General features: G+C 48.3%; 24 protein-coding genes and 1 pseudogene. 7 read left to right on the forward strand and 18 right to left on the reverse strand.

The window, feature by feature from the left end; genetic code table 11:
• Nucleotides 1-159: 159 nt before the first annotated feature.
• Nucleotides 160-618 carry an EAL domain-containing protein gene (locus WHS43_00005; GenBank protein MEJ5338030.1) on the forward strand — a complete coding sequence of 153 codons (459 nt, stop codon included), beginning with the start codon at nt 160-162 and terminating at the stop codon, nt 616-618.
• Complete coding sequence (locus WHS43_00010; GenBank protein MEJ5338031.1) at nt 615-1,082, forward strand: tetratricopeptide repeat protein; 468 nt, start codon at nt 615-617, stop codon at nt 1,080-1,082. Before WHS43_00005 ends, WHS43_00010 begins: the two co-directional genes overlap by 4 nt.
• Here WHS43_00010 and ffh read toward each other — a convergent pair.
• Nucleotides 1,050-2,369 (reverse strand): signal recognition particle protein, encoded by a 1,320-nt coding sequence (gene ffh, locus WHS43_00015; GenBank protein MEJ5338032.1) that lies wholly within the window; start codon nt 2,367-2,369, stop codon nt 1,050-1,052. The two genes, WHS43_00010 and ffh, sit on opposite strands and share 33 nt — an antisense overlap.
• Nucleotides 2,370-2,391: 22 nt before the next feature.
• On the opposite strand from ffh, the gene leuB reads away from it, so the two are divergent.
• The gene (leuB, locus tag WHS43_00020; GenBank protein ID MEJ5338033.1) at nt 2,392-3,486 is read left to right on the forward strand and encodes a 3-isopropylmalate dehydrogenase; all 1,095 of its coding nucleotides are present in this window, start codon (nt 2,392-2,394) and stop codon (nt 3,484-3,486) included.
• The gene (locus tag WHS43_00025; protein ID MEJ5338034.1) at nt 3,468-4,976 is read left to right on the forward strand and encodes a hypothetical protein; all 1,509 of its coding nucleotides are present in this window, start codon (nt 3,468-3,470) and stop codon (nt 4,974-4,976) included. Before leuB ends, WHS43_00025 begins: the two co-directional genes overlap by 19 nt.
• On the opposite strand, the gene WHS43_00030 is transcribed toward WHS43_00025, so the two are convergent.
• From WHS43_00030 to alr, 4 genes are read right to left on the reverse strand one after another with little or no spacing between them, the layout of a single operon-like run.
• Complete coding sequence (locus WHS43_00030) at nt 4,962-5,897, reverse strand: SAM-dependent methyltransferase (protein ID MEJ5338035.1); 936 nt, start codon at nt 5,895-5,897, stop codon at nt 4,962-4,964. The two genes, WHS43_00025 and WHS43_00030, sit on opposite strands and share 15 nt — an antisense overlap.
• A 17-nt stretch (nt 5,898-5,914) precedes the next feature.
• Nucleotides 5,915-6,274, reverse strand: a complete 360-nt coding sequence (locus tag WHS43_00035; GenBank protein MEJ5338036.1) for a histidine triad nucleotide-binding protein — start codon at nt 6,272-6,274, stop codon at nt 5,915-5,917.
• A 21-nt stretch (nt 6,275-6,295) separates the two neighbouring features.
• A complete protein-coding gene (gene tmk / locus WHS43_00040; protein MEJ5338037.1) occupies nt 6,296-6,895 on the reverse strand; it encodes a dTMP kinase in 600 nt (199 codons plus the stop codon).
• Nucleotides 6,886-7,905, reverse strand: a complete 1,020-nt coding sequence (gene alr / locus WHS43_00045) for an alanine racemase (GenBank protein MEJ5338038.1) — start codon at nt 7,903-7,905, stop codon at nt 6,886-6,888. The genes tmk and alr overlap by 10 nt, the downstream gene beginning before the upstream one ends.
• 41 nt (nt 7,906-7,946) lie before the next feature.
• On the opposite strand from alr, the gene WHS43_00050 reads away from it, so the two are divergent.
• The 3 genes from WHS43_00050 to rpe are packed head-to-tail and all read left to right on the forward strand — an operon-like array spanning nt 7,947 to nt 10,779.
• A complete protein-coding gene (locus tag WHS43_00050; GenBank protein MEJ5338039.1) occupies nt 7,947-8,813 on the forward strand; it encodes a hypothetical protein in 867 nt (288 codons plus the stop codon).
• Nucleotides 8,810-10,114, forward strand: a complete 1,305-nt coding sequence (locus tag WHS43_00055) for a homoserine dehydrogenase (GenBank protein ID MEJ5338040.1) — start codon at nt 8,810-8,812, stop codon at nt 10,112-10,114. Before WHS43_00050 ends, WHS43_00055 begins: the two co-directional genes overlap by 4 nt.
• Nucleotides 10,111-10,779, forward strand: a complete 669-nt coding sequence (gene rpe / locus WHS43_00060; protein ID MEJ5338041.1) for a ribulose-phosphate 3-epimerase — start codon at nt 10,111-10,113, stop codon at nt 10,777-10,779. The genes WHS43_00055 and rpe overlap by 4 nt, the downstream gene beginning before the upstream one ends.
• Here rpe and WHS43_00065 read toward each other — a convergent pair.
• The 13 genes and pseudogenes from WHS43_00065 to WHS43_00125 all read right to left on the reverse strand — a co-directional run.
• Nucleotides 10,757-12,745, reverse strand: a complete 1,989-nt coding sequence (locus WHS43_00065; protein ID MEJ5338042.1) for an LPS-assembly protein LptD — start codon at nt 12,743-12,745, stop codon at nt 10,757-10,759. The two genes, rpe and WHS43_00065, sit on opposite strands and share 23 nt — an antisense overlap.
• A gap of 14 nt (nt 12,746-12,759) precedes the next feature.
• On the reverse strand, nt 12,760-13,050 hold the full coding sequence (rpsQ, locus tag WHS43_00070; protein ID MEJ5338043.1) for a 30S ribosomal protein S17: 291 nt from the start codon (nt 13,048-13,050) through the stop codon (nt 12,760-12,762).
• Complete coding sequence (gene rpmC, locus WHS43_00075) at nt 13,047-13,247, reverse strand: 50S ribosomal protein L29 (GenBank protein MEJ5338044.1); 201 nt, start codon at nt 13,245-13,247, stop codon at nt 13,047-13,049. The genes rpsQ and rpmC overlap by 4 nt, the downstream gene beginning before the upstream one ends.
• Nucleotides 13,247-13,669, reverse strand: a complete 423-nt coding sequence (gene rplP, locus WHS43_00080) for a 50S ribosomal protein L16 (protein ID MEJ5338045.1) — start codon at nt 13,667-13,669, stop codon at nt 13,247-13,249. Before rplP ends, rpmC begins: the two co-directional genes overlap by 1 nt.
• A gap of 2 nt (nt 13,670-13,671) precedes the next feature.
• Nucleotides 13,672-14,367, reverse strand: coding sequence for a 30S ribosomal protein S3 (gene rpsC / locus WHS43_00085; protein ID MEJ5338046.1), 696 nt, complete (start codon nt 14,365-14,367; stop codon nt 13,672-13,674).
• Nucleotides 14,367-14,705: a 50S ribosomal protein L22 gene (gene rplV / locus WHS43_00090; GenBank protein MEJ5338047.1), complete on the reverse strand. Its 339-nt coding sequence runs from the start codon at nt 14,703-14,705 to the stop codon at nt 14,367-14,369. Before rplV ends, rpsC begins: the two co-directional genes overlap by 1 nt.
• Nucleotides 14,706-14,714: 9 nt before the next feature.
• Nucleotides 14,715-14,984: pseudogene (rpsS, locus tag WHS43_00095) on the reverse strand (30S ribosomal protein S19).
• 185 nt (nt 14,985-15,169) lie between these two features.
• Entirely contained in the window at nt 15,170-16,048 is an 879-nt protein-coding gene (gene rplB, locus WHS43_00100) for a 50S ribosomal protein L2 (protein ID MEJ5338048.1), read from the reverse strand.
• Nucleotides 16,049-16,050: 2 nt separating this feature from the next.
• Nucleotides 16,051-16,347, reverse strand: a complete 297-nt coding sequence (gene rplW / locus WHS43_00105) for a 50S ribosomal protein L23 (GenBank protein ID MEJ5338049.1) — start codon at nt 16,345-16,347, stop codon at nt 16,051-16,053.
• A complete protein-coding gene (rplD, locus tag WHS43_00110) occupies nt 16,344-16,943 on the reverse strand; it encodes a 50S ribosomal protein L4 (GenBank protein ID MEJ5338050.1) in 600 nt (199 codons plus the stop codon). The genes rplW and rplD overlap by 4 nt, the downstream gene beginning before the upstream one ends.
• Nucleotides 16,940-17,644, reverse strand: a complete 705-nt coding sequence (rplC, locus tag WHS43_00115) for a 50S ribosomal protein L3 (GenBank protein ID MEJ5338051.1) — start codon at nt 17,642-17,644, stop codon at nt 16,940-16,942. The genes rplD and rplC overlap by 4 nt, the downstream gene beginning before the upstream one ends.
• Before the next feature lie 2 nt (nt 17,645-17,646).
• Nucleotides 17,647-17,961, reverse strand: coding sequence for a 30S ribosomal protein S10 (rpsJ, locus tag WHS43_00120; protein MEJ5338052.1), 315 nt, complete (start codon nt 17,959-17,961; stop codon nt 17,647-17,649).
• Nucleotides 17,962-17,970: 9 nt separating this feature from the next.
• Nucleotides 17,971-18,557, reverse strand: a 587-nt coding sequence (locus tag WHS43_00125) for an EF-Tu/IF-2/RF-3 family GTPase (protein ID MEJ5338053.1), incomplete at its 5' end; no start/stop codon positions are given.

The following is an 18,557-nucleotide window of genomic DNA, read 5'->3' on the forward strand; positions in this document are numbered from 1 at the left end:
TAAGGACGAAGTATGTTACAATTTTCTCTTCTATCATCTTAATCCTCCCTATGGGTTTTCCATGGGGAGCTTTTTTTTACCATAATTTCTTATAACTTGCAACTCGGGTTAGGTTTTAATGATATTATCAACAAGGAAACCAAGGCAGAAGTAGAAAATATGGTGCTCAGGGCTGTAGCCAGCAGGATACTTGATAAGCCTTTATTTATCAGAATCCCCATCTCCAGAGAGCTCAGTTATCTACCAGCTTTAAGTAAAAACTTTGTTTTGCGCATACCATCGGATGTAAGCATGAAACAGCTTGGAGAAATAATGACAGTGGTAAGAAAAGGAGGGCTTAGAACTGCCCTTGACGACTACAGAACCACGGGATACGAGCTAAAGGAAATAAGGATTGGCTCTTTTGACTATGTGTTTTTTAATGAAGACTTTTATACGAATGCTAAAAGGTCAGATATTGAAAGAATAATAGCTAGCTTCAAACTATTTAAGACCAAGGTGGGTTTTAAAAACATAGACTCAGAAAAGAAACTTAAGCTTGCACAAAGTATAGATGTTGACCTTGCCACTGGTTATCTATTTGGTAGCGAGTCGCTTCCTGCAGGAAGGATAGAATGATTTTTCTGATACTCTTGCTGTTTTTGAGCTCCTGTGCCTCTGTGGTGATACTGAAGGACCCACTGACTTCTCAGGAGCATACAGACCTCGGATACATATACGAAAGGCAGGGAAAGTTAGAGTTAGCGGAGGAAGAATACAGGAAAGCCATAAGAAAGGATAGGAAGAACTGGCTTGCCTATTACAACCTTGGAAACATATATGCCCGAAGAGAGGACTGGAACAGGGCAGAGGAGTTCTATAAAAAGGCTCTTGAGCTAAGCAGAGACCCAGACCTTCTGAACAACCTCGCCTATGTTCTCAACAGAAAGGGAGAGAATTGTCAGGCTCTCAGGCTTGTAAAAGAGGCTATGGAAAAGGGGCAGAGGCAAGAATACTTTCAGACCATGAAGGGCATAGAAGAGGAGATTAGTAGAAAGAGGGTAGACTGTCTATCTTTTGAAGGGGAAAGGGAACTTTGGTAGCTGGGGCATGCCCTGCATGCCTTTTAGTTTTTTTATGAGTTTTTTCATTTCCTCGTATTCTTTAAGCACTCTGTTCACATCGGAAAGCGTTGTTCCACTGCCCCTTGCTATCCTCTGCTTTCTGCTCATGTTGATTATCTTCGGGTTTCTCCTTTCCTGCTTTGTCATCGAAAGTATTATGGCTTCTGTCTTTTTAAACTTTTTTTCTTCTATCTTGAGTCCCTTGAGCTGTGCACCTATGCCCGGGAGCATGCCAAGGAGTTTATCAAGAGGTCCCATGTTCTTTATAAACCTGAGCTGTTTGAGCATGTCCTCAAGGTCAAACTCGCCCTTAAGAACCTTGAAGGCAAGCGCCTGAGCCTCATCTTCTGGAATAACCTTCTGAACCTTTTCCGCAAGGGTCTGTATGTCACCAAGACCCAGTATCCTCTGAGCAATCCTGTCAGGGTAGAAGGGCTCTATGTCTTCAATCCTTTCTCCCACACCCATGAACTTTACGCCAACGCCAAGGGCTTCTTTCACGGAAAGGGCAACACCGCCCCTCGCATCCCCGTCCATCTTCGTTAAAACAACCCCAGTGAGCCCCACAACTTCATGGAAGGTCCTTGCAGCAGTAAGGGCAGACTGCCCCTGCATGGCATCGGCAACATATATGACCTCAGAGGGCCCGACCGCTTCCCTTATCTCCTTTAGCTCCTGCATGAGCTCTTCATCTATATGAAGTCTTCCAGCGGTATCCAGAAGCAGATAGTCCACGCCCTCCTTCTTGGCCCTCTCCAGTGCCCTTCTGGCTATCTCCACTGCGGTCAGTCCTTCCTCAAAGCCATAGTAGGGCACACCTATTTTTTCTGCAAGCCTCTGAAGCTGTAGCATGGCAGCTGGTCTTCTCACGTCCGTAGAGCTTACAGCTACCTTGAAGCCCTGCTCTTTCAGATGGTGGGCTATTTTTCCTATGCTCGTGGTTTTACCAGTTCCCTGAAGTCCTACAAAAAGCACCACACCCTTTCTAAGGTCCTGTTTTTCACCCCCGAGAGTCTGAACAAGCTCCTCGTATATGGTAAGCATGAAGCTATCCTGTGGTGATGGGCTTTTTGTAAGGTCTTCGCTCAGCGTCCTTTCTCTGACCCTTTTCAGAAAATTCTTCACCACATCATAGTCCACATCTGCCTCTATGAGGGCAGCCCTTACATCTCTGAGCACATCGTTTACCTGCTTTTCGGTGAGTTTTCTCGTGTCCCTTACCCTTCCCAGAGCCTTGCTGAACTTTTCAGTGAGCAGTTCCAACATAAGGTTTAGTATAATACACAGTATGCCCACTTTCAAGATAGCGGTATTAGAGGGAGACGGAATAGGTCCTGAGATAATATCCTCAACCCTCAGGGTTCTCAGAAGGCTTGGAGAGCTTGCAGGTCTGGACTTTATCTTTGAAAAGGCTCTGATAGGCGGTTCTGCCATAGACCAGAAGGGAACGCCGCTTCCACAGGAGACGGTGGAGCTGTGCCTGAGCTCTGATGCGGTGCTTCTGGGTGCAGTGGGTGGTCCAAAGTGGGATAACCTGCCAACGGAGAAAAGACCCGAGAAGGGGCTTCTTGGCATAAGAAAAGCCCTTGACCTGTATGCAAACCTCAGACCTGCAAAAGTATATGAATCGCTCATTTCCTCCTCACCACTCAAAGAAGAGGTAGCAAGAGGGACGGATTTTATAGTGGTGAGAGAGCTCACAGGGGATGTCTATTACGGGGAGCCAAGGGGGGTCTTTGTGCAGGATGGAAAGAGGATAGGTATAAACACCATGAAATACACGGAGGATGAGATAAGGCGGGTTGTCCGCAAGGCTTTTGAAATAGCCCGCCAGAGAAGAAAAAAGCTCACAAGCGTGGACAAGTCCAACGTGCTGGAGGTGAGCGGTCTGTGGAAGGCAGTGGTGGAAGAAGAAGCCAGGAACTATCCAGACGTGGAGCTTGAGCACCTGTATGTGGACAACTGTGCCATGCAGATAGTGAGAAGACCCTCTTCCTTTGATGTGATAGTCACGGGCAACATCTTTGGCGACATACTCTCTGACGAAGCGGCGGTTATAACGGGAAGCCTTGGCATGCTACCCTCCGCAAGTCTTGGGGACAGGTATGCCCTCTACGAGCCTGTTCATGGCTCCGCACCGGACATAGCAGGCAAGGGTATTGCAAATCCTGTAGCCACCATACTTTCTGCCGGCATGATGCTCAGATACTCCTTTGGATTGAAAAGAGAGGCAGAGCTGTTGGAAAGGGCGGTAGAGCTTGTGCTTGAGAGGGGCTACAGAACTCCAGACATATACTCAGATGGCTATGTAAAGGTAGGCACCGATGGCATGACAGATGCCATAATAAAGGCTATGGAGGAGCTATGGGAAGGTTTGCGTTAGCTCTTATAATGCTTCTTTCTGTAAGCATATGGGCTCAGGATGCTCTGCAGGGCATAAGGGACTTTTTCCAGAGAGAGGGTTATGTGGTCAAAGTAGAGGGAAATAGAGCGCTTGTAGACCTTGGCAGAGACAGGGTGAGGTCAGGTGAAGAGTTTACAGTCTTCAGAGAGGGCAAGGAGATAGTCCATCCTGTCACCAAACAGGTAATAGGAAGGGAAAGGGAAAGGGTTGGAAGGCTTAGAATTGAAGAGGTTCAGGAAGCCTTTTCCTACGCAAGAATACTTGAGGGTTCTGCAAGAGAGGGGGACAGGATAAGGCTATGGGCGGAGGATGTGTGTTTTGATGGTTCGGAAGACTGGTTTTTTAAGCTCCGCTCAGTGCTTCCGGAGCTCAAGAGGGAAAAGACCTGCACCTACACCATAAAGGAGCTGAAGGAGGGCATAGGTGTGGAATACAGGGGTGCGCCAGTGGCCTTTTTCCAGGTTCAGCAGGCTGCGCCCGTGGGGATTGAGAGGGCAGGGCTGGAAGACATAAACCTGCTGGCCAGACCTAAGCTCCTGAGACCACTGCCTTCACTTCCACTTTCGGCAGACCTCTGCGACCTTACGGGAACTGGCAAAGAGTTTCTCGCGGTGCTCTTTTCTGGCAGGGTGGAAGTTTATGAACTTCTGAAGAACGACCTGGTAAAGAGGTTTGAATACAGCCTGCCGGCAGGCGTTCCGGTGGGCCTTCAGTGCGGAAAAATTACAGGTGAGGGCACAGACCTGGTGCTGGTAAATATGGTTACAGGCGACTCTGCAAACTCTATCATATTGAGGGCTGTTGGAGATAGCTTTGTCCCTGTGAGAAGAAACATACCATACATTATGGGTGTCCTTGACAGGAGAAGACCGAGAGAAACCTTTGTGGGTCAGAGGTTCAACTTCAGAGACAGGTTCGGACAGACGGTAAGGCTTTCCCTTGAAGGGGAAAACCTGAGGGAGACTGGAGCCTTCCTCGCCCCCAGAGGCTTCAGAATAGACAGCGCCTTTTATTTTGGTGACTACCTGGTATTTACAGACACCGCTGGAAGGGTGAGGGTCTTCAGAGGGGATTCAGAGGTCTTCTCCACAGAAGAGGGCTTTGGAGGTTCCTACACTCTTGTGGAGATTCCCTTTGAGCAGGGTAAGCTCAACTTTATCTTCAACCCTAAAGGAGCTTCTGTAAGATTTCTTAACTTCAACATGGCCCTTGTGGTGAAAAACCATACAGGCGTGGTGCAGAGGTTTTTAGACATAGTAAAATACAGCAGGGGTGAGCTTTTCATACTGGGCGAAAGGCGAAAGGACCTTGTCTTTATAAGACCTGTGAGAGGTGGAAACTTTGAAGAGTCAGTGCAGGCGGTGCTTACCACAAAGGACGGAAGAATACTGGTTCTCACGGGAAGGACAGGCACCCTCACCATACAGAACAGGGGAGAGGTTTACGAGCTGGAGTTAAGGGCTCTGTAGTTTTCTCTGCAAAAGCACTCTGAAGCGGTCTCCCATACTCACAAGCATGGTTTTAAGACGGGAGAGCCTTTCCAGGTCCTCGGGCTTTTCAGAGAGGCTCAGCTCTTCAAATTCACGCAAAAAGGCAGGACTTTCAAGAAGAAAATCTCTGAGTCTTTTGAGGAAGACCTTTTCCAGTCCAGAATCTTTCCCATATTCCTCCAGAAGGGAAAAGTTAACCTGGGCGGTTATGTCAACGGGCTTTTCGCTTTTCAACACATCCCTCTGGACACTGTGGGAGCTGTAGCCCAGGACCGTCCCCTCCGGAAACCTGTGGAGCTCCTCCGAGGTGTAGCCGTAGTCTATAACAAGGTGATACCCCCTTATGAGGTTTGAAGCCAGTTTCTTCAGAAACTCCACGCAGTCCACGCACACCTCCAGCACCTGAGATAGCCCCTCATAATCCATCCTCTTCAAAACCTCTTTTACCCGTGAGTCTTCAAGCTCAAGCCAGACCTCTTCTCCATCCCTTATAAAAAGTTCTCTTCTTTCCTTTACCACGTGCACCGGCAGACAGTCAAAAAACTCGTTAGAAAAGACCACACCCTCTAAGGGGAAAAGCTCCCGGCACCAGAAAACCTTGCCCTCAAAACCTTCAAGCCTTATTTTCTGGAGCTCGACCAGTGTGGGACTAAAGTCGTAGATGTAGTAGCTGGCTCTCTCAAAGAGCTCTGGTTCTCTTTGTTTAAGATAATAGAGAATGTCGTAAGCAAGGGCACCGCTACCACCACCAAGCTCAAGGAGAATGGGCTTTTCAAAGTCCCCTATAAGTTCAGAGATAAACTCCCCGAGGGCATACCCGAAGGCTCTGTCCAGCTCCGGTGCGGTAAAGAAGTCTTTCCTGAAGTCCCCCTGATAATATTCTCTTACTCTCTGGAACATCCAGTCTCTGAAAGATATCAACCCGGCGGCCAGGACATGCTCCTCCCTGCTATAAAGTGAAGATGAAGGTGAAAAACGCTCTGCCCTGCGTCCCTCCCCACATTAAAGATCAGTCTGTAACCACCATTAAGGTTTTCGTCCGGAGCATGACCAAGCTCCTCTCCCAGTTTCCTTGCCACATAGAACATATGTCCCACAAGAGATTCATCCTCGGGCTCAAGGCTCTGAACACCAAAAATGTGCTTCTTTGGAACTATAAGTATGTGCGTGGGTGCAACCGGGTTTATGTCGTGAAAGGCATAGACCAACTCATCCTCATAGACGCCCTTAGAGGGTATTTCCTTTCTCACTATCTTGCAGAAAATACAATCCTGCATGACCTGCCTCCTGCCTTCAGATTATAAATCAAGTTTAAACCTTTCTCTAAGAGTCTCAAGCACTTTCCCAAACAATTCTTCTTCCTGTTGTGTGCCGTCAAGCATCACAATTCTCTCTTTCTCCTGATGGGCTATGAGTATGTAGGCATCCCTTACCCTTCTGAGGAATTTTCCGTCCTCAAACCTTGTCTTCTTGTCAGATAATCTCTGGAGAGCAACCTCAAGGGGCACGTTGAGAAGAAAGGTTATGTCGGGCTTTCGCCCCCTTACAGCTATGTGGTTCAGAATGTTTACCGTCCCCAGGTTTATCTCCCTTCCATATCCCTGATAGGCGGTGGTGGAGTCTATAAAGCGGTCAATTATTACGATTTTCCCTTCCCTCAGGTCAGGAAATATTCTTTCCCACACAAGGCTTGACCTTGCCGCCTCAAAAAGTAAAAGCTCTGTGGTGGGGTCCATATGAAAATCCAGCAAAAGCCTCCTTATTTCTTCCGCAAGAGGGGTAGAGCCGGGGTCTCTGTATAGAGAAACCTTATAGCCCAGGCTTCTGAAGTGTTCATACAGCCTCTTAGCCTGCGTGCTCTTACCAGAGCCGTCTATGCCTTCAAAGGTTATGAGCATAGCTCTCTCCTTATCCTTCCTGAGAGGTTTGTCATTAGCTCGTAGGGTATTGTTCCTGCTAGCCTTGCCAGGTCCGTAAAGCTCTGATTCTCACCAACTATCTCCACCCAGTCCCCCACCTGTGCCTCTGTATCTGTGAGGTCTACCATGGTCATGTCCATGGTTATGTTTCCGAGAATTTTTACAGGCTTTCCCCTGAAAAAGAGGCTTGCCTTATTGGAAAGGCTCTTCATAAGTCCATCTGCGTAGCCGAAAGCAACAACACCCACCCTCGTGGGCTTCTGGGTTATAAAGGTCCTTGAATAGGATACGGGAAAACCCGCAGGAAGGTCTTTTACAGATATTATCCTCGCTCTGAGCTCAAGGGTGTGCTTTAGCTGCACCGGATAGTTCTGCATGGGCTTTTCTCCATAAAGGGCTAGCCCAACGCGTATATGAGTGGTAAAGGGAACACGGTAAACAACTCCCGCAGAGCTCTCCATATGCACATACCGGAGATTTCCATACTTCTTTACCACCTGAGCAAATCTCTCAATCTGGAGCCTTGAGAATTCTTCATCAAGGGGGCTTGAAAGGTGGCTCAGCACTCCTTCAACTCTACCGTCCCGGACAACCTCCTCAAGAAAACCAAGCCTTCCCATACCCGTGTCGTATTTTACCTGTATGGGCACATCTATGCCCTCAAGGGCTCTTAGGTGTTCCCTGTGGGACACCACAGGTGTTAAAGAGTAGTCCAGAAATGCCTTCTCCTCACCCTTCAGAACCCCGCCAAGCACGAGGATTTTTTTTCTGATGCCTGCCCTTCTTAGTTCTACACCCTCCTCAACACAGGCAACGGCAAGGGCTGAGACCCTCTCTAGCTTCTCAAGAACTGAACTCACCTGCAGTGCACCTATGCCGTAGGCATTGGCTTTCACAACCGCTATAAGAGGCTTATGGGAGAACTCAGACAGACTTTTGACATTTTCTGCAAGTTTTTTGCTGCTTATCTTCAGTTCTGCCCTCGGCATGCGGTTATTCTATTATCTCACAGCGTGCTATAATTTTTCTCATGGAACAGCCCTTCTACAATCCCTTTTTCTCTCTACTTAACTTTCTCTGGTTTTTCCTGCTTTTGGCCTTCCTTTTCATACCCTTCTGGAGGAGGTTTCTCCTTTCAAAGGCGAGGGAGGCTCTTATGAGGCAGCTTGAAGAGAAGAGGGGTAGCAGAGTTATAACCCTGATACACAGACAGGAAAGCCTGGGCTTTTTTGGCATTCCCATATTCAGATACATAAACATTGAAGACTCGGAGCAGGTCCTCAGGGCCATAAGGATGACTCCACCGGAAATGCCCATTGACCTTATAGTTCACACCCCTGGAGGTCTTGCCCTTGCGGCCACTCAGATTGCCAACGCCCTCGTAAGACACAGAGGTCCGGTAAGGGTTATAGTCCCCCACTACGCCATGTCAGGTGGGACCCTGCTGGCTCTTGCCTCAGATGAAATAATCATGGACCCAAACGCCGTGCTTGGACCTGTTGACCCTCAAATAGGTCAGATGCCTGCTGCGTCTATCCTTAAGGTCCTTCAGCAGAAGGAGCTAAAGGACATAGAAGACCAGACTCTTATAATGGCGGATATAGCTCAGAAGGCAATAGACCAGATGAAGTCATATCTGTTGTGGCTTCTTACTCAGAACGGCATGGAAGGAGAAAAGGCAAAGCGTATAGCTGAGGAGCTTGCCACGGGTAAATACACCCATGACTATCCTCTTACCGCCGAGTATCTGAAAAGCCTCGGTCTTAACGTGAGCACAGAAGTGCCAGAGGAAGTTTATGCCCTCATGGAGCTCTTTCCACAGCCCATGGGTTCTCAGGTGCCCTCTGTGCAGTATATACCCGTCCCATACAGGACAGGTCAGGGAGGAAGGCATTGAAAGTAAGGGTTGGAATAGTTGGCTGCGGTGTAGTGGGCACTGGAGTGGTAGAGCTTCTTCTGAAGAATTTAGAAACCATAAAGAAAAAGACAGGGATAGAACTTGAGCTTTCAAAGGTGGCAGACAGAGACTGGGAAAGACCAAGAGACTTTCATGTGCCAGAGAGGCTAAGGACAACTGATTACAGAGAAGTTCTTGAAAGCTCCCAGATAGTGGTGGAGCTTGTGGGTGGAAAGGGCTTTGCAAAGGAGCTTATAAAAGAATCTCTCATGGCGGGAAGGCATGTGGTTACTGCCAACAAGCACTTGCTGGCAGAAGAGGGAATTGAGCTTTTCAGACTTGCGGAGGAAAGAGGACTGCACATAGGCTTTGAAGCCTCTGTGGGTGGTGGCATACCCATAATAAAGGCGGTAAGGGAGTCCCTTGTAGGAAACAACATAAGGGCAATATACGGCATACTGAACGGAACCACCAACTACATCCTTACAAGAATGCTTCAGGAAGACGTGGACTTTGAAACAGCTCTGAAAGAAGCTCAGGAAAAGGGATACGCAGAGGCAAACCCTTCTCTTGACATAGACGGCTGGGACAGCGCCCACAAGATAGCCATACTCTCCTACATGGCCTTCGGTAGCTTTTTCCCCTTCTCAGAGGTATATGTGGAAGGTATCAGGCATGTGGACCTTCTGGACGTGGAGCTGGGCAGAGAGCTGGGATATACCCTGAAGCTCCTGGCCATAGCCAAAAGAAGGGAAGAAGGTCTTGAGGTAAGGGTTCACCCCACCTTCCTCCCAGAAGAGGAGCCCCTAGCAAAGGTCTCAGATGTTTTTAACGCCATAATGGTGGAAGGGGACTTTGTGGGCAAAACCATGTTTTATGGCAGGGGTGCAGGCTCGCATCCTACCGCGTCCGCGGTTGTTTCAGACATAGTGGACATTGCCTGCAGGCTTTCCCCGGGAATTAAATGCAGCTTCAGCATTGACTGGGAAAGGAGAAGCCTTCCGCTCACTGAAGATTTCTACAGCAGGTATTATCTCAGGTTTGATGTGCCAGATAGGCCCGGGGTTCTTGCAGGCATAGCAAGAGTGCTTGCAGACAACCATATAAGTATAGCCAGCGTCCTCCAGAAGGAAAAGGTCTGCAAACTGGCGGGAAGGGAAGGAGAGCACATAGTGCCTCTTGTAATACTGACGCACAAAGCCTACGAAAAGTCCATGCGCAGAGCCCTAAAGCAGGTGCAGGAACTTCCCGTGGTTATGGGCAAGCCAGTGCTCATAAGGGTTGAAGAGGAAGCAGAATGAGGCTCCTTGCACCATCCATACTCTCTGCAGATTTCTGGAGGCTTGGTGAGCAGGTAATGGCATGCGTGGAGGGTGGTGCGGACATAATACACTTTGATGTGATGGACGGGCACTTTGTGCCAAACATAACCTTTGGACCTGTGCTTTTAGAAAGCATAAAAAGGCACTGTCCTCTTCCTCTGGACGCTCATCTCATGATAGAAAATCCGGAGAGATACATACCCGACTTTGTAAAGGCTGGTGCTGACATGGTGAGTGTTCACGTGGAAAATACACCCCATATCCACAGAACCCTTGAGCTGATAAAGAGCCTTGGAGCAAAGGCGGGGGTGGTTATAAACCCGGGAACGCCCCTCTCTGCCCTGGAGGAGGTCCTTTATTACGTGGACTTTGTGCTTCTCATGTCCGTTAACCCAGGATTTGGAGGACAGAAGTTCATTCAGAGGTCCATACAGAGGCTAAGGAGGCTCAGAGCAATGGCGGAGGAAATAAATCCCTCTGTCCTCATTGAAATAGATGGAGGCATAAAGGAAGATAATATACTGGAGGTTGCACAAGCTGGTGCAGACATTCTAGTTGTTGGTTCTGGCATATTTCATACGGAAGACGTAAGGGTTCAGACGAGGAAATTAAAAGAGCTGCTCATCTCTTCAGAGGCACTGTAAACCTCTGCAGGTCAAAGACATTAAAGGTAAGAAAAACTTCCTTCAGATACTTTTGCCTTGTTCCGTCGTATATGTCTCTCAGGAGAAGGCCAAAGCTCCAGCATGCACCCCTGTATTCCATGCCTGCCTGCCTCTGAAGGTCTTTGTTTATCCTGTTATCCCTTATCAGCCCGAGTGTAATGTTTGCCTTTCTGTAAAGTGCAGAAGCAGACAGACTATACTGGTCGTTGACCCTGGTGCCATCATAATTTTTTTCAAGGGTTCTACCCAGAGTTATGCTCTTACCTTCACCGCTGAGGGTAAGGGAGCCTATAGTTTTTAGGAGACGTCCATGAACCGGGTCATAGACGCTGTCTGAAGAAAGCCTGAGCCAGTCTAAAGGATAAAGCCACAGGATTGCTCTTACAGGAAGAAGATTTTCCCTGACCTCCTGCCCTGCATATGTAAACCTGCCAAGGTGGTTATATCCTCCTTCAAGGAAGAGTGTGTAGAGAATCCTTTCCGCATAATAGCCATGACTCCTCAGAGTGTAGGACAGGAGGCTCTCCCTGTCTATGCTGTCCAGTCTGTCAAACCTTGGATTATTAAAGCTTTTAGGCCTGTAGGAATAGGAAAATTCAAGGATGTTCTTGAATTGGAAACCTCTCAAGTTAAAGTTGAAAAAGTAGGGTAGCCTTTCTCTGTAGCGTAGGGAGCCAACCACGCTCTTGTCTTTAAAATCCTCCCCCCTTACATCCAGGTAGAAGAGGTTTTCCAGAGTGAGAGTTGAAAGCAGGTTAAGACCCAGAAGCTCCTTGGGTATGGAAAGCTCCGGAAAGAGAAGAAGCCTGTGAGCCCTCATACCCTCCTCCCTGTAAAAGTTTGTGTAGGAGGCGCTCAGGTTGAAGTATATGTGAGGAAGTAATTGGCTTTCTTTAAGATAAAAGCCCATCTCCGGCAACCTCTGAAGAGTTTGTCTGTTGCTGGGTGAGGTAGTATCGTAAAACCTTTTCAAATCAAAGGTAAAGAGAAAGCTCTCCCACTCCCTTCTGTAGCTGATATAGGAAGTAAGGTAGGGAACCGTCCTCTCCCTTGTTGTAAAGTAAACATCTTGCATAAAGTAGGGGTCAGACAGGAGGTCAACTCCCGCCTTCAGGTTTCCCAGGTCAACTTCTCCCCTTATCCTGTATCGATTCTCTCTAAAGGTAGATAGGTCTCTGCCCTGCCACCATTTACCGGGAGGTGTTGGTTCTCTGTAGAAGGAAAGATTTGTATTAAGGTCAAGCTCTTTTCTGAGAGACTGGCGGTATTCAAGGGAAAGTCCCTTTGCCTGTCTGTTTCTGAAATCAAATGTCAGGGTCATATCTTTATTCTTTGATATAGCCCAGTATATAGGCTGCTGATATATGAAGGTGTTGTATGTATTTGAGCCTATGGTGGGGGGCAGAAGCCCTGACCTTCTATCTCCCACAGGAAACAAACTTACGGGAAGGTAGGCAATGGGAATTCTGAAAAGCCTGAGACTGTTGTTCTTGCTGAAAACATAGCGTGGTGATATGCTGGCCCTTGAAAAGCATAGGTTCATCTCTCTTCTGTCAGGAGGACATGTGGTTATTGAACCCTCTTCTACAGAATACAGCTCACCTTCCTTGTCCACCCTCTTTGCTGTGAAATTGAACTTTTCAAACCTGCCCTCTGCATCAAGAAAGTATCCCACATCTCTCTCAAGGTCAAGAAGCGCCTCCTTCCCTCTAACTTCAAGCCTCCCATCTGCAGACTTTATGTAGACATTATCCCTGGCGTAAACCACCCTCTTCTGAGGGTCGTAAGTCATGAAATCTGCCCTTATGTAGTATTCTCTGTAGTAAGCCTCCACATCCCCCGTTGCCCTGAAAGTTCCATCTGGCAATCTTTCAAGACTTTGAGAGAGAACTTCAAGAGAAAAGGAGTAGGAAAAGAAAAGGAAGAAGAGAAGGAAAAGGAGCATATAGATATTTTATTTTACTCTTTGAGCGCTTCCTCCGGAGACTTCGCCCTCTGCAGTATCTTTACCACAACCCATCTCTTGGTCTTTGAAAGAGGCCTCGTTTCCCTTATTACCACAAGGTCCCCTGTCCTGCACTGGTTATTGGGGTCATGGGCATGGTATTTCTTGCTTTTTATTATGTGCTTTTTGTAAAGAGGGTGAGCTTCTTTTCTGTCCACTTTGACTACCACAGTTTTATCCATCTTGTCGCTTACCACATAACCCACAAGCTCTTTTCTCTTCAGATGCCATGGCTTTTCCATCATGCTTCACCTCTCAGCTGTTTTTCCCTTATGAGGGTGAGGACCCTTGCAAGGTCCCTTCTGGTATTCCTTATCTGCATGGGGTTGGGAAGCCCCTCTATCTTTTTTTTGAACCTCAGTCTGAGAAGCTCTTTTCTGAGCTCCTCTTCTTTTTTCAGGAGGTCCTGAAGGCTTAGTTTCCTGAGCTCTTCCACCTTCATCACTTTATACCTCCAGCCCTTACAAGTCTTGTCTTTATAGGAAGCTTTGCATCCACAAGTCTGTGAGCTTCCTCCGCAACCTCTTCCGGAACTCCAGAAAATTCATACAGTATCCTCCCCGGTCTTACAACGGCCACAAAACCTTCAGGGTCACCCTTTCCACCACCCATACGAACCTCATTGGGTTTTTTGGTGTAGGGTTTGTCCGGGAATACCTGTATCCATACCTTTGCACCCTTTCTTAGAGCCCTCACGAGAGCTATCCTTCCAGCCTCTATCTGCCTCTGGGTGAGCCAGCAGGACTCAAGGGCCTGTATTCCATACTCACCAAAAGAGACCCTGTTGCCTCTCAGGGCCTTTCCTTTCAGCGTTCCTCTCTGTGTTTTTCTAAACTTTGTCTTCTTTGGAGCAAGAAAAGACATGTTTAAACCTCCTTCTCAGCCTTTTTCAGGTCCTCTTCTATCTTCTTTACTATTTCCTCTTTACCGCCCTTAAGCACATCTCCCTTGTATATCCACACCTTTATTCCAAGCACGCCATACTTTGTCTGAGCTACCGCATATCCGTAATCTATGTCTGCTCTGAGGGTCTGAAGGGGCATCCTTCCCACAAGGAACCATTCAGCCCTCGCCAGCTCAGCACCCCCAATACGACCTTTAACCTGTACCTTGACACCCTTTGCCCCAGCCTTGAAGGCGTTGTCTATTGCCCTCTTCATAGCCCTTCTGTGAGACACCCTTCTTTCTATCTGAAGTGCAATCTCTTCCGCCACAAGCTGGGCATCTAGCTCTGGCACCCGGACTTCATCCACCGTTATAACCACATCCTTACCCCTTGTTATATACTCTATGTCTTTTTTGAGCTGTTCTACCTCTGCCCCTTTCCTTCCTATTATGATACCTGGCCTTGAGGCGAGGACTCTCACCTTTACCTTGTCTGCCATCCTTTCCACAACCACCTTGGATATGCCGGCAGAGGCATATCTCTTCTTTATGTATTCCTTTATCCTTATGTCCTCATGTAGCAGCTGTGTGTAATCCCTTTTGCCTGCAAACCATTTGGAGTTCCAGTCCCTTATAACTCCCACTCTGAAGCCTATGGGATGAGTTTTTTGACCCATTATTCTTCCTCCTTTTCCTGAAGCACAAGGGTTATGTGAGAGGTTCTCTTTCTGAGCATGGTTGCCCTTCCATGAGCCCTTGGCATCCACTTTTTATACATGGGGCCCTCATCGGCAACCGCCTTTTGAATGTAAAGCTTTTCAAGGTCCATACCCTTCTGCTCAGCATTGGCCAGAGCACTCTTGAGAATTCCTTCCACTATCCTTGCAGACTTTTTTGGTATGAACCTGAGCTGATACAGAGCTTCTCCTGCCTTCATACCCTGAATGATTCTGAGCACCTGCCTCGCCTTTGTGGGTGAAACCCTGGCATACCTCAAAACTGCCCTTGCTTCCATCTTTTCACCTCACTTCTTCTTTGTAGCCTTTGCAGACTTTTCTGGATGGCCCTTAAAAGTTCTTGTGGGTGCAAACTCACCCAGCTTATGTCCCACCATATCAGAGGTTATGTAAACGGGCACAAAGGTCTTCCCATTGTGAACTGCTATGGTGTGTCCCACAAACTCAGGTATTATGGTGGTATCCCTGCTGTAGGTCTTTATAACTTTCCTGTCACCCGTCTGGTTCATCTTCCTTATTCTTGCCCAGAGCTTTGGGTCAACCCATGCCTTTTTGTTAACAAGCCTTCTGTATTCATTCCAGACCTGCTGATACTTTTCGAGGGCCTTCTGGTAAAGCTCGGGAGTGTGCTGAACAGCTCTCACCTTTTTGTATATCCTCTGGGTCTTCTTGTGGAGCTTGAGAAAGCTCTCAAGGTCCTCAATGAGCCTGTTCCTCTTGTTCCATGCACCCTTAAAACCCATTATTTCACACCTCCTCTGAGAGGCTTGCCCTTTCTTGAGACCAGTATGAAGTTGTCAGAATACTTCTTACCTCTTCTTGTCTTGTAGCCCTTTGTCTTCCAGCCCCAAGGTGATTCGGGGTGTTTACCCTTCGTTTTTCCTTCACCACCACCATGAGGATGGTCCACCGGGTTGGTGGCAGTTCCCCTCACTTTTGGCCTCCAGCCCAGCCATCTGTATCTTCCAGCCTTTCCGTATTTTACGAGCTCATGCTCCGCAAGACCTACCACACCAACGGTGGCCATGCATCTCTGATGAACAAGCCTTATCTCGCCAGAGGGCATTCTGAGCTGCACATAGTCCCCCACCTTACCCAGTATCTGGGCAGACATGCCGGCAGACCTTGCTATCTGACCACCCTTTCCGGGATGGAGCTCCACATTGTGAACAACCGTTCCCACAGGCATATACTTGAGAGGGAGTGCGTTGCCCACCTTTATCTCTGGAAGCTCCTTTCCGGCTTCCGCATCCTCGTAAGATATGGACAGGACGCTGTCGCCTACCCTGAGACCCTCAGGCCAGAGAATGTATCTCTTTTCACCGTCCGCATACTGGAGCAAGGCTATGCGTGCAGACCTGTTGGGATCGTATTCTATGGCAACCACCTTTGCAGGAACAAGGCTTTTATCCCTCTTGAAGTCGATGAGCCTGTATCTCCTCTTGTTGCCACCTCCCCTGCCCCTTGAAGTTATCTTGCCCTGCTGACGGGACCTTCCCTTAGCCCTGTGCCAGTGGACTATAAGGGACTTTTCCGGCTCTGATTTTGTGACCTCAGAAAAGTCGTAAAGAACCGCATGTCTCTGTCCATTGGTAACAGGTTTTAACTTCCTTACACCCATTTTTACACTCCTGTCAGGTCTATTTCCTTATCAGGCGGTATGGTAACTATGGCCTTCTTATAAGCCCTTGTATAACCATACCTCCTGAACTTTCCTATGACTCTTTTCTTCCTTGGCTTTACTATTATGGTGTTTACCTTAACAACTTTTACCCCAAAGAGCTTTTCTATGGCATGCCTTATTTCGTGCTTTGTGGCATCCATAGCCACTTCAAAGGTGTATTTTTTGTGGTCTTCCATGAGTCTGTTGCTTTTCTCCGTTATTATGGGTCTTATGATGACTTCCTCTGGCCTTTTCATGATGCCAACCTCTCATAAATCTTTTCCAGGGACTGAGCGGTAAGCAAAAGCTTGTCCGCCCAGAGCATGTCGTAAACATTCAGACCCTCAACGGGCAGAACCCTCACATAGGGCAGGTTTCTGAAGGATTTGTAAGCAACTTCCTCCTTCTGTGGCAGCACCACCAGCACCTTTTCTCCATCTATGCCGAGCTTTTTCAGAAGCTCTACCGCCTTTTTAGTCCTTGGCACATCTCCGAGGTCAAGGCTATCCACCACCAGCAGGTTGTTCTCCTTTGCCTTCAGACTGAGAGCCATTTTGAGCCCCAGTCTTCTCACCTTTTTGGGAAGAGCGTAGTAGTAATCTCTGGGCTTTGGTCCGTGGGCCACACCACCACCAACGAATATGTTTGCACCCCTGTCTCCGTGCCTCGCATTACCTGTGCCCTTCTGGGGAAGAAGTTTCCTCCCGCTGTAGGCCACTTCACCCCTTGTCTTCGTGCTGTGTGTTCCCTGTCTTCTGCTGGCAAGTTGCCACTTTACCACTTCCCACAGCACATGCCTGTTAACTTCCACACCAAAGACTTCAGGCTTTAGCTCCATCTGAAGCACCTTCATGAGACCTCTCCTTTCACAAGGCTTTCCGTCATACCCTTTATCCTGTTAAGCTTGAGCCTCTGAGACCTTCTGTTTGCTATGGTGCTTTTCTCCACAAAGACCACTCCTCCATTGGGTCCGGGCACCGAACCCTTTACCACAAGAGCGTTGTGCTCAGGCAGAACATCAAGCACCAGCAGGGACTGCACCCTTATGGGCTCGTTGCCCCAGTGTCCAGCCATCCTCTTACTCTTCCACACCCTACCAGGGTCTGACCTGTTTCCTATGGAACCAACTGCCCTGTGATATCTGTGTCCATGGGATTTGGGAAAACCGCCAAAGTCCCATCTTTTCATGGTGCCGGCAAAGCCTCTTCCTTTGCTCCTGCCAACCACATCCACAAGGTCCCCAGGTTGAAATACTTCCTCCACTCTTAACTCCTGACCCACCTGGTATTCTCCAACAGATTCAACCCTGAATTCTTTCAGTCTTCTCAGGATTTTGCCAGCCTTTTTGAGGTGTCCCAGCTCTGGCTTTGTAAGATGCTTTTCACCATCCTCAAAGGCACCCACCTGAAGGGCGCTGTATCCATCCTTCTCTTGAGTCTTTATGGCAGTGATGTAGTTGGGCTTTATCTCTATGACCGTGGCAGGCACGGCTGTGCCATCCTTGAGAAAAACTCTTGTCATTCCCGCCTTTTTACCTATAAGACCTATCGCCATGGCTATCTCCCTATTATTAGCTCCACATCAACCCCTGCCGGAAGGGTTAAATCTCTCAGAGACTCAATTGTCTGAGAGGTTGCCCTGGTTATGTCCAGTATCCTTCTGTGCTCTCTCATTTCAAAGTGCTCTCTTGACTGGTCAAACTTGTGAGGAGACCTGAGCACCACCCACCTTCTTTTTCTCACCGGAAGAGGTATGGGACCCTTCACCACACCACCTGTCCTCTTGACAGTATCTATTATCTGTTTCACATACTGGTCAAGAAGCCTGTGGTCATAGGACCTGAGTTTTATCCTTATAAGTTCCTGCTCCATAGCTTTCCCTCACTCAATAATCTTAGTGACCACACCAGCACCCACAGTCCTTCCACCCTCTCTTATGGCAAACCTGAGCTGCTCCTCCATAGCCACAGGCTTGACTAGCTCCACCTCTATCTCCACATTGTCACCCGGCATCACCATCTCCTGACCCTCAGGAAGTTTTACCACCGTCCCAGTCACATCAGCCGTCCTGAAGTAAAACTGTGGCCTGTAGTTGAGGAAAAAGGGTGTATGCCTTCCACCTTCCTCCTTGCTAAGCACGTATACCTGCGCCCTGAACTTCCTGTGAGGCTTGACTGTCCCAGGCTTCGCCAACACCTGCCCCCTCTCCACATCGTCCTTGCCCACTCCCCTCAGCAGCACTCCCACGTTGTCCCCCGGTAGCGCCTCATCAAGTATCTTCCTGAACATCTCTATGGATGTGGCCACTGTCTTGAGTGGCTCCTCTCTCAGCCCCACTATCTCCACTTCCTCTCCCGGCTTTAATACCCCTCTCTCCACTCTCCCAGTCACCACTGTTCCACGCCCTGATATGGTAAACACGTCCTCTATGGGCATGAGGAAGGGTTTGTCCGCTTCCCTCTGTGGCG

It is taken from the genome of Aquificaceae bacterium (assembly GCA_037481935.1).
GTDB lineage: Bacteria > Aquificota > Aquificia > Aquificales > Aquificaceae > Pampinifervens.

Excerpts from the sequence above, each read along its gene's own strand:
- rplD (MEJ5338050.1), bottom strand. The coding sequence starts at position 16,943 with ATGAAGGTGCTTCAGATGGAGCTAAAGCCTGAAGTCTTTGGTGTGGAA.
- rplC (MEJ5338051.1), bottom strand. The coding sequence starts at position 17,644 with ATGGCGATAGGTCTTATAGGTAAAAAGGCGGGAATGACAAGAGTTTTT.
- rplB (MEJ5338048.1), bottom strand. The coding sequence starts at position 16,048 with ATGGGTGTAAGGAAGTTAAAACCTGTTACCAATGGACAGAGACATGCG.
- WHS43_00065 (MEJ5338042.1), bottom strand. The coding sequence starts at position 12,745 with ATGCTCCTTTTCCTTCTCTTCTTCCTTTTCTTTTCCTACTCCTTTTCT.
- rpsQ (MEJ5338043.1), bottom strand. The coding sequence starts at position 13,050 with ATGATGGAAAAGCCATGGCATCTGAAGAGAAAAGAGCTTGTGGGTTAT.
- rplV (MEJ5338047.1), bottom strand. The coding sequence starts at position 14,705 with ATGGAAGCAAGGGCAGTTTTGAGGTATGCCAGGGTTTCACCCACAAAG.
- WHS43_00005 (MEJ5338030.1), top strand. The coding sequence starts at position 160 with ATGGTGCTCAGGGCTGTAGCCAGCAGGATACTTGATAAGCCTTTATTT.
- rpmC (MEJ5338044.1), bottom strand. The coding sequence starts at position 13,247 with ATGAAGGTGGAAGAGCTCAGGAAACTAAGCCTTCAGGACCTCCTGAAA.
- rplW (MEJ5338049.1), bottom strand. The coding sequence starts at position 16,347 with ATGAAAAGGCCAGAGGAAGTCATCATAAGACCCATAATAACGGAGAAA.
- WHS43_00050 (MEJ5338039.1), top strand. The coding sequence starts at position 7,947 with ATGGAACAGCCCTTCTACAATCCCTTTTTCTCTCTACTTAACTTTCTC.
- alr (MEJ5338038.1), bottom strand. The coding sequence starts at position 7,905 with ATGCCGAGGGCAGAACTGAAGATAAGCAGCAAAAAACTTGCAGAAAAT.
- rpsJ (MEJ5338052.1), bottom strand. The coding sequence starts at position 17,961 with ATGGAGCAGGAACTTATAAGGATAAAACTCAGGTCCTATGACCACAGG.
- WHS43_00035 (MEJ5338036.1), bottom strand. The coding sequence starts at position 6,274 with ATGCAGGATTGTATTTTCTGCAAGATAGTGAGAAAGGAAATACCCTCT.
- tmk (MEJ5338037.1), bottom strand. The coding sequence starts at position 6,895 with ATGCTCATAACCTTTGAAGGCATAGACGGCTCTGGTAAGAGCACGCAG.
- rplP (MEJ5338045.1), bottom strand. The coding sequence starts at position 13,669 with ATGTCTTTTCTTGCTCCAAAGAAGACAAAGTTTAGAAAAACACAGAGA.
- WHS43_00010 (MEJ5338031.1), top strand. The coding sequence starts at position 615 with ATGATTTTTCTGATACTCTTGCTGTTTTTGAGCTCCTGTGCCTCTGTG.
- ffh (MEJ5338032.1), bottom strand. The coding sequence starts at position 2,369 with ATGTTGGAACTGCTCACTGAAAAGTTCAGCAAGGCTCTGGGAAGGGTA.
- rpe (MEJ5338041.1), top strand. The coding sequence starts at position 10,111 with ATGAGGCTCCTTGCACCATCCATACTCTCTGCAGATTTCTGGAGGCTT.
- rpsC (MEJ5338046.1), bottom strand. The coding sequence starts at position 14,367 with ATGGGTCAAAAAACTCATCCCATAGGCTTCAGAGTGGGAGTTATAAGG.
- WHS43_00025 (MEJ5338034.1), top strand. The coding sequence starts at position 3,468 with ATGGGAAGGTTTGCGTTAGCTCTTATAATGCTTCTTTCTGTAAGCATA.
- leuB (MEJ5338033.1), top strand. The coding sequence starts at position 2,392 with ATGCCCACTTTCAAGATAGCGGTATTAGAGGGAGACGGAATAGGTCCT.
- WHS43_00030 (MEJ5338035.1), bottom strand. The coding sequence starts at position 5,897 with ATGTTCCAGAGAGTAAGAGAATATTATCAGGGGGACTTCAGGAAAGAC.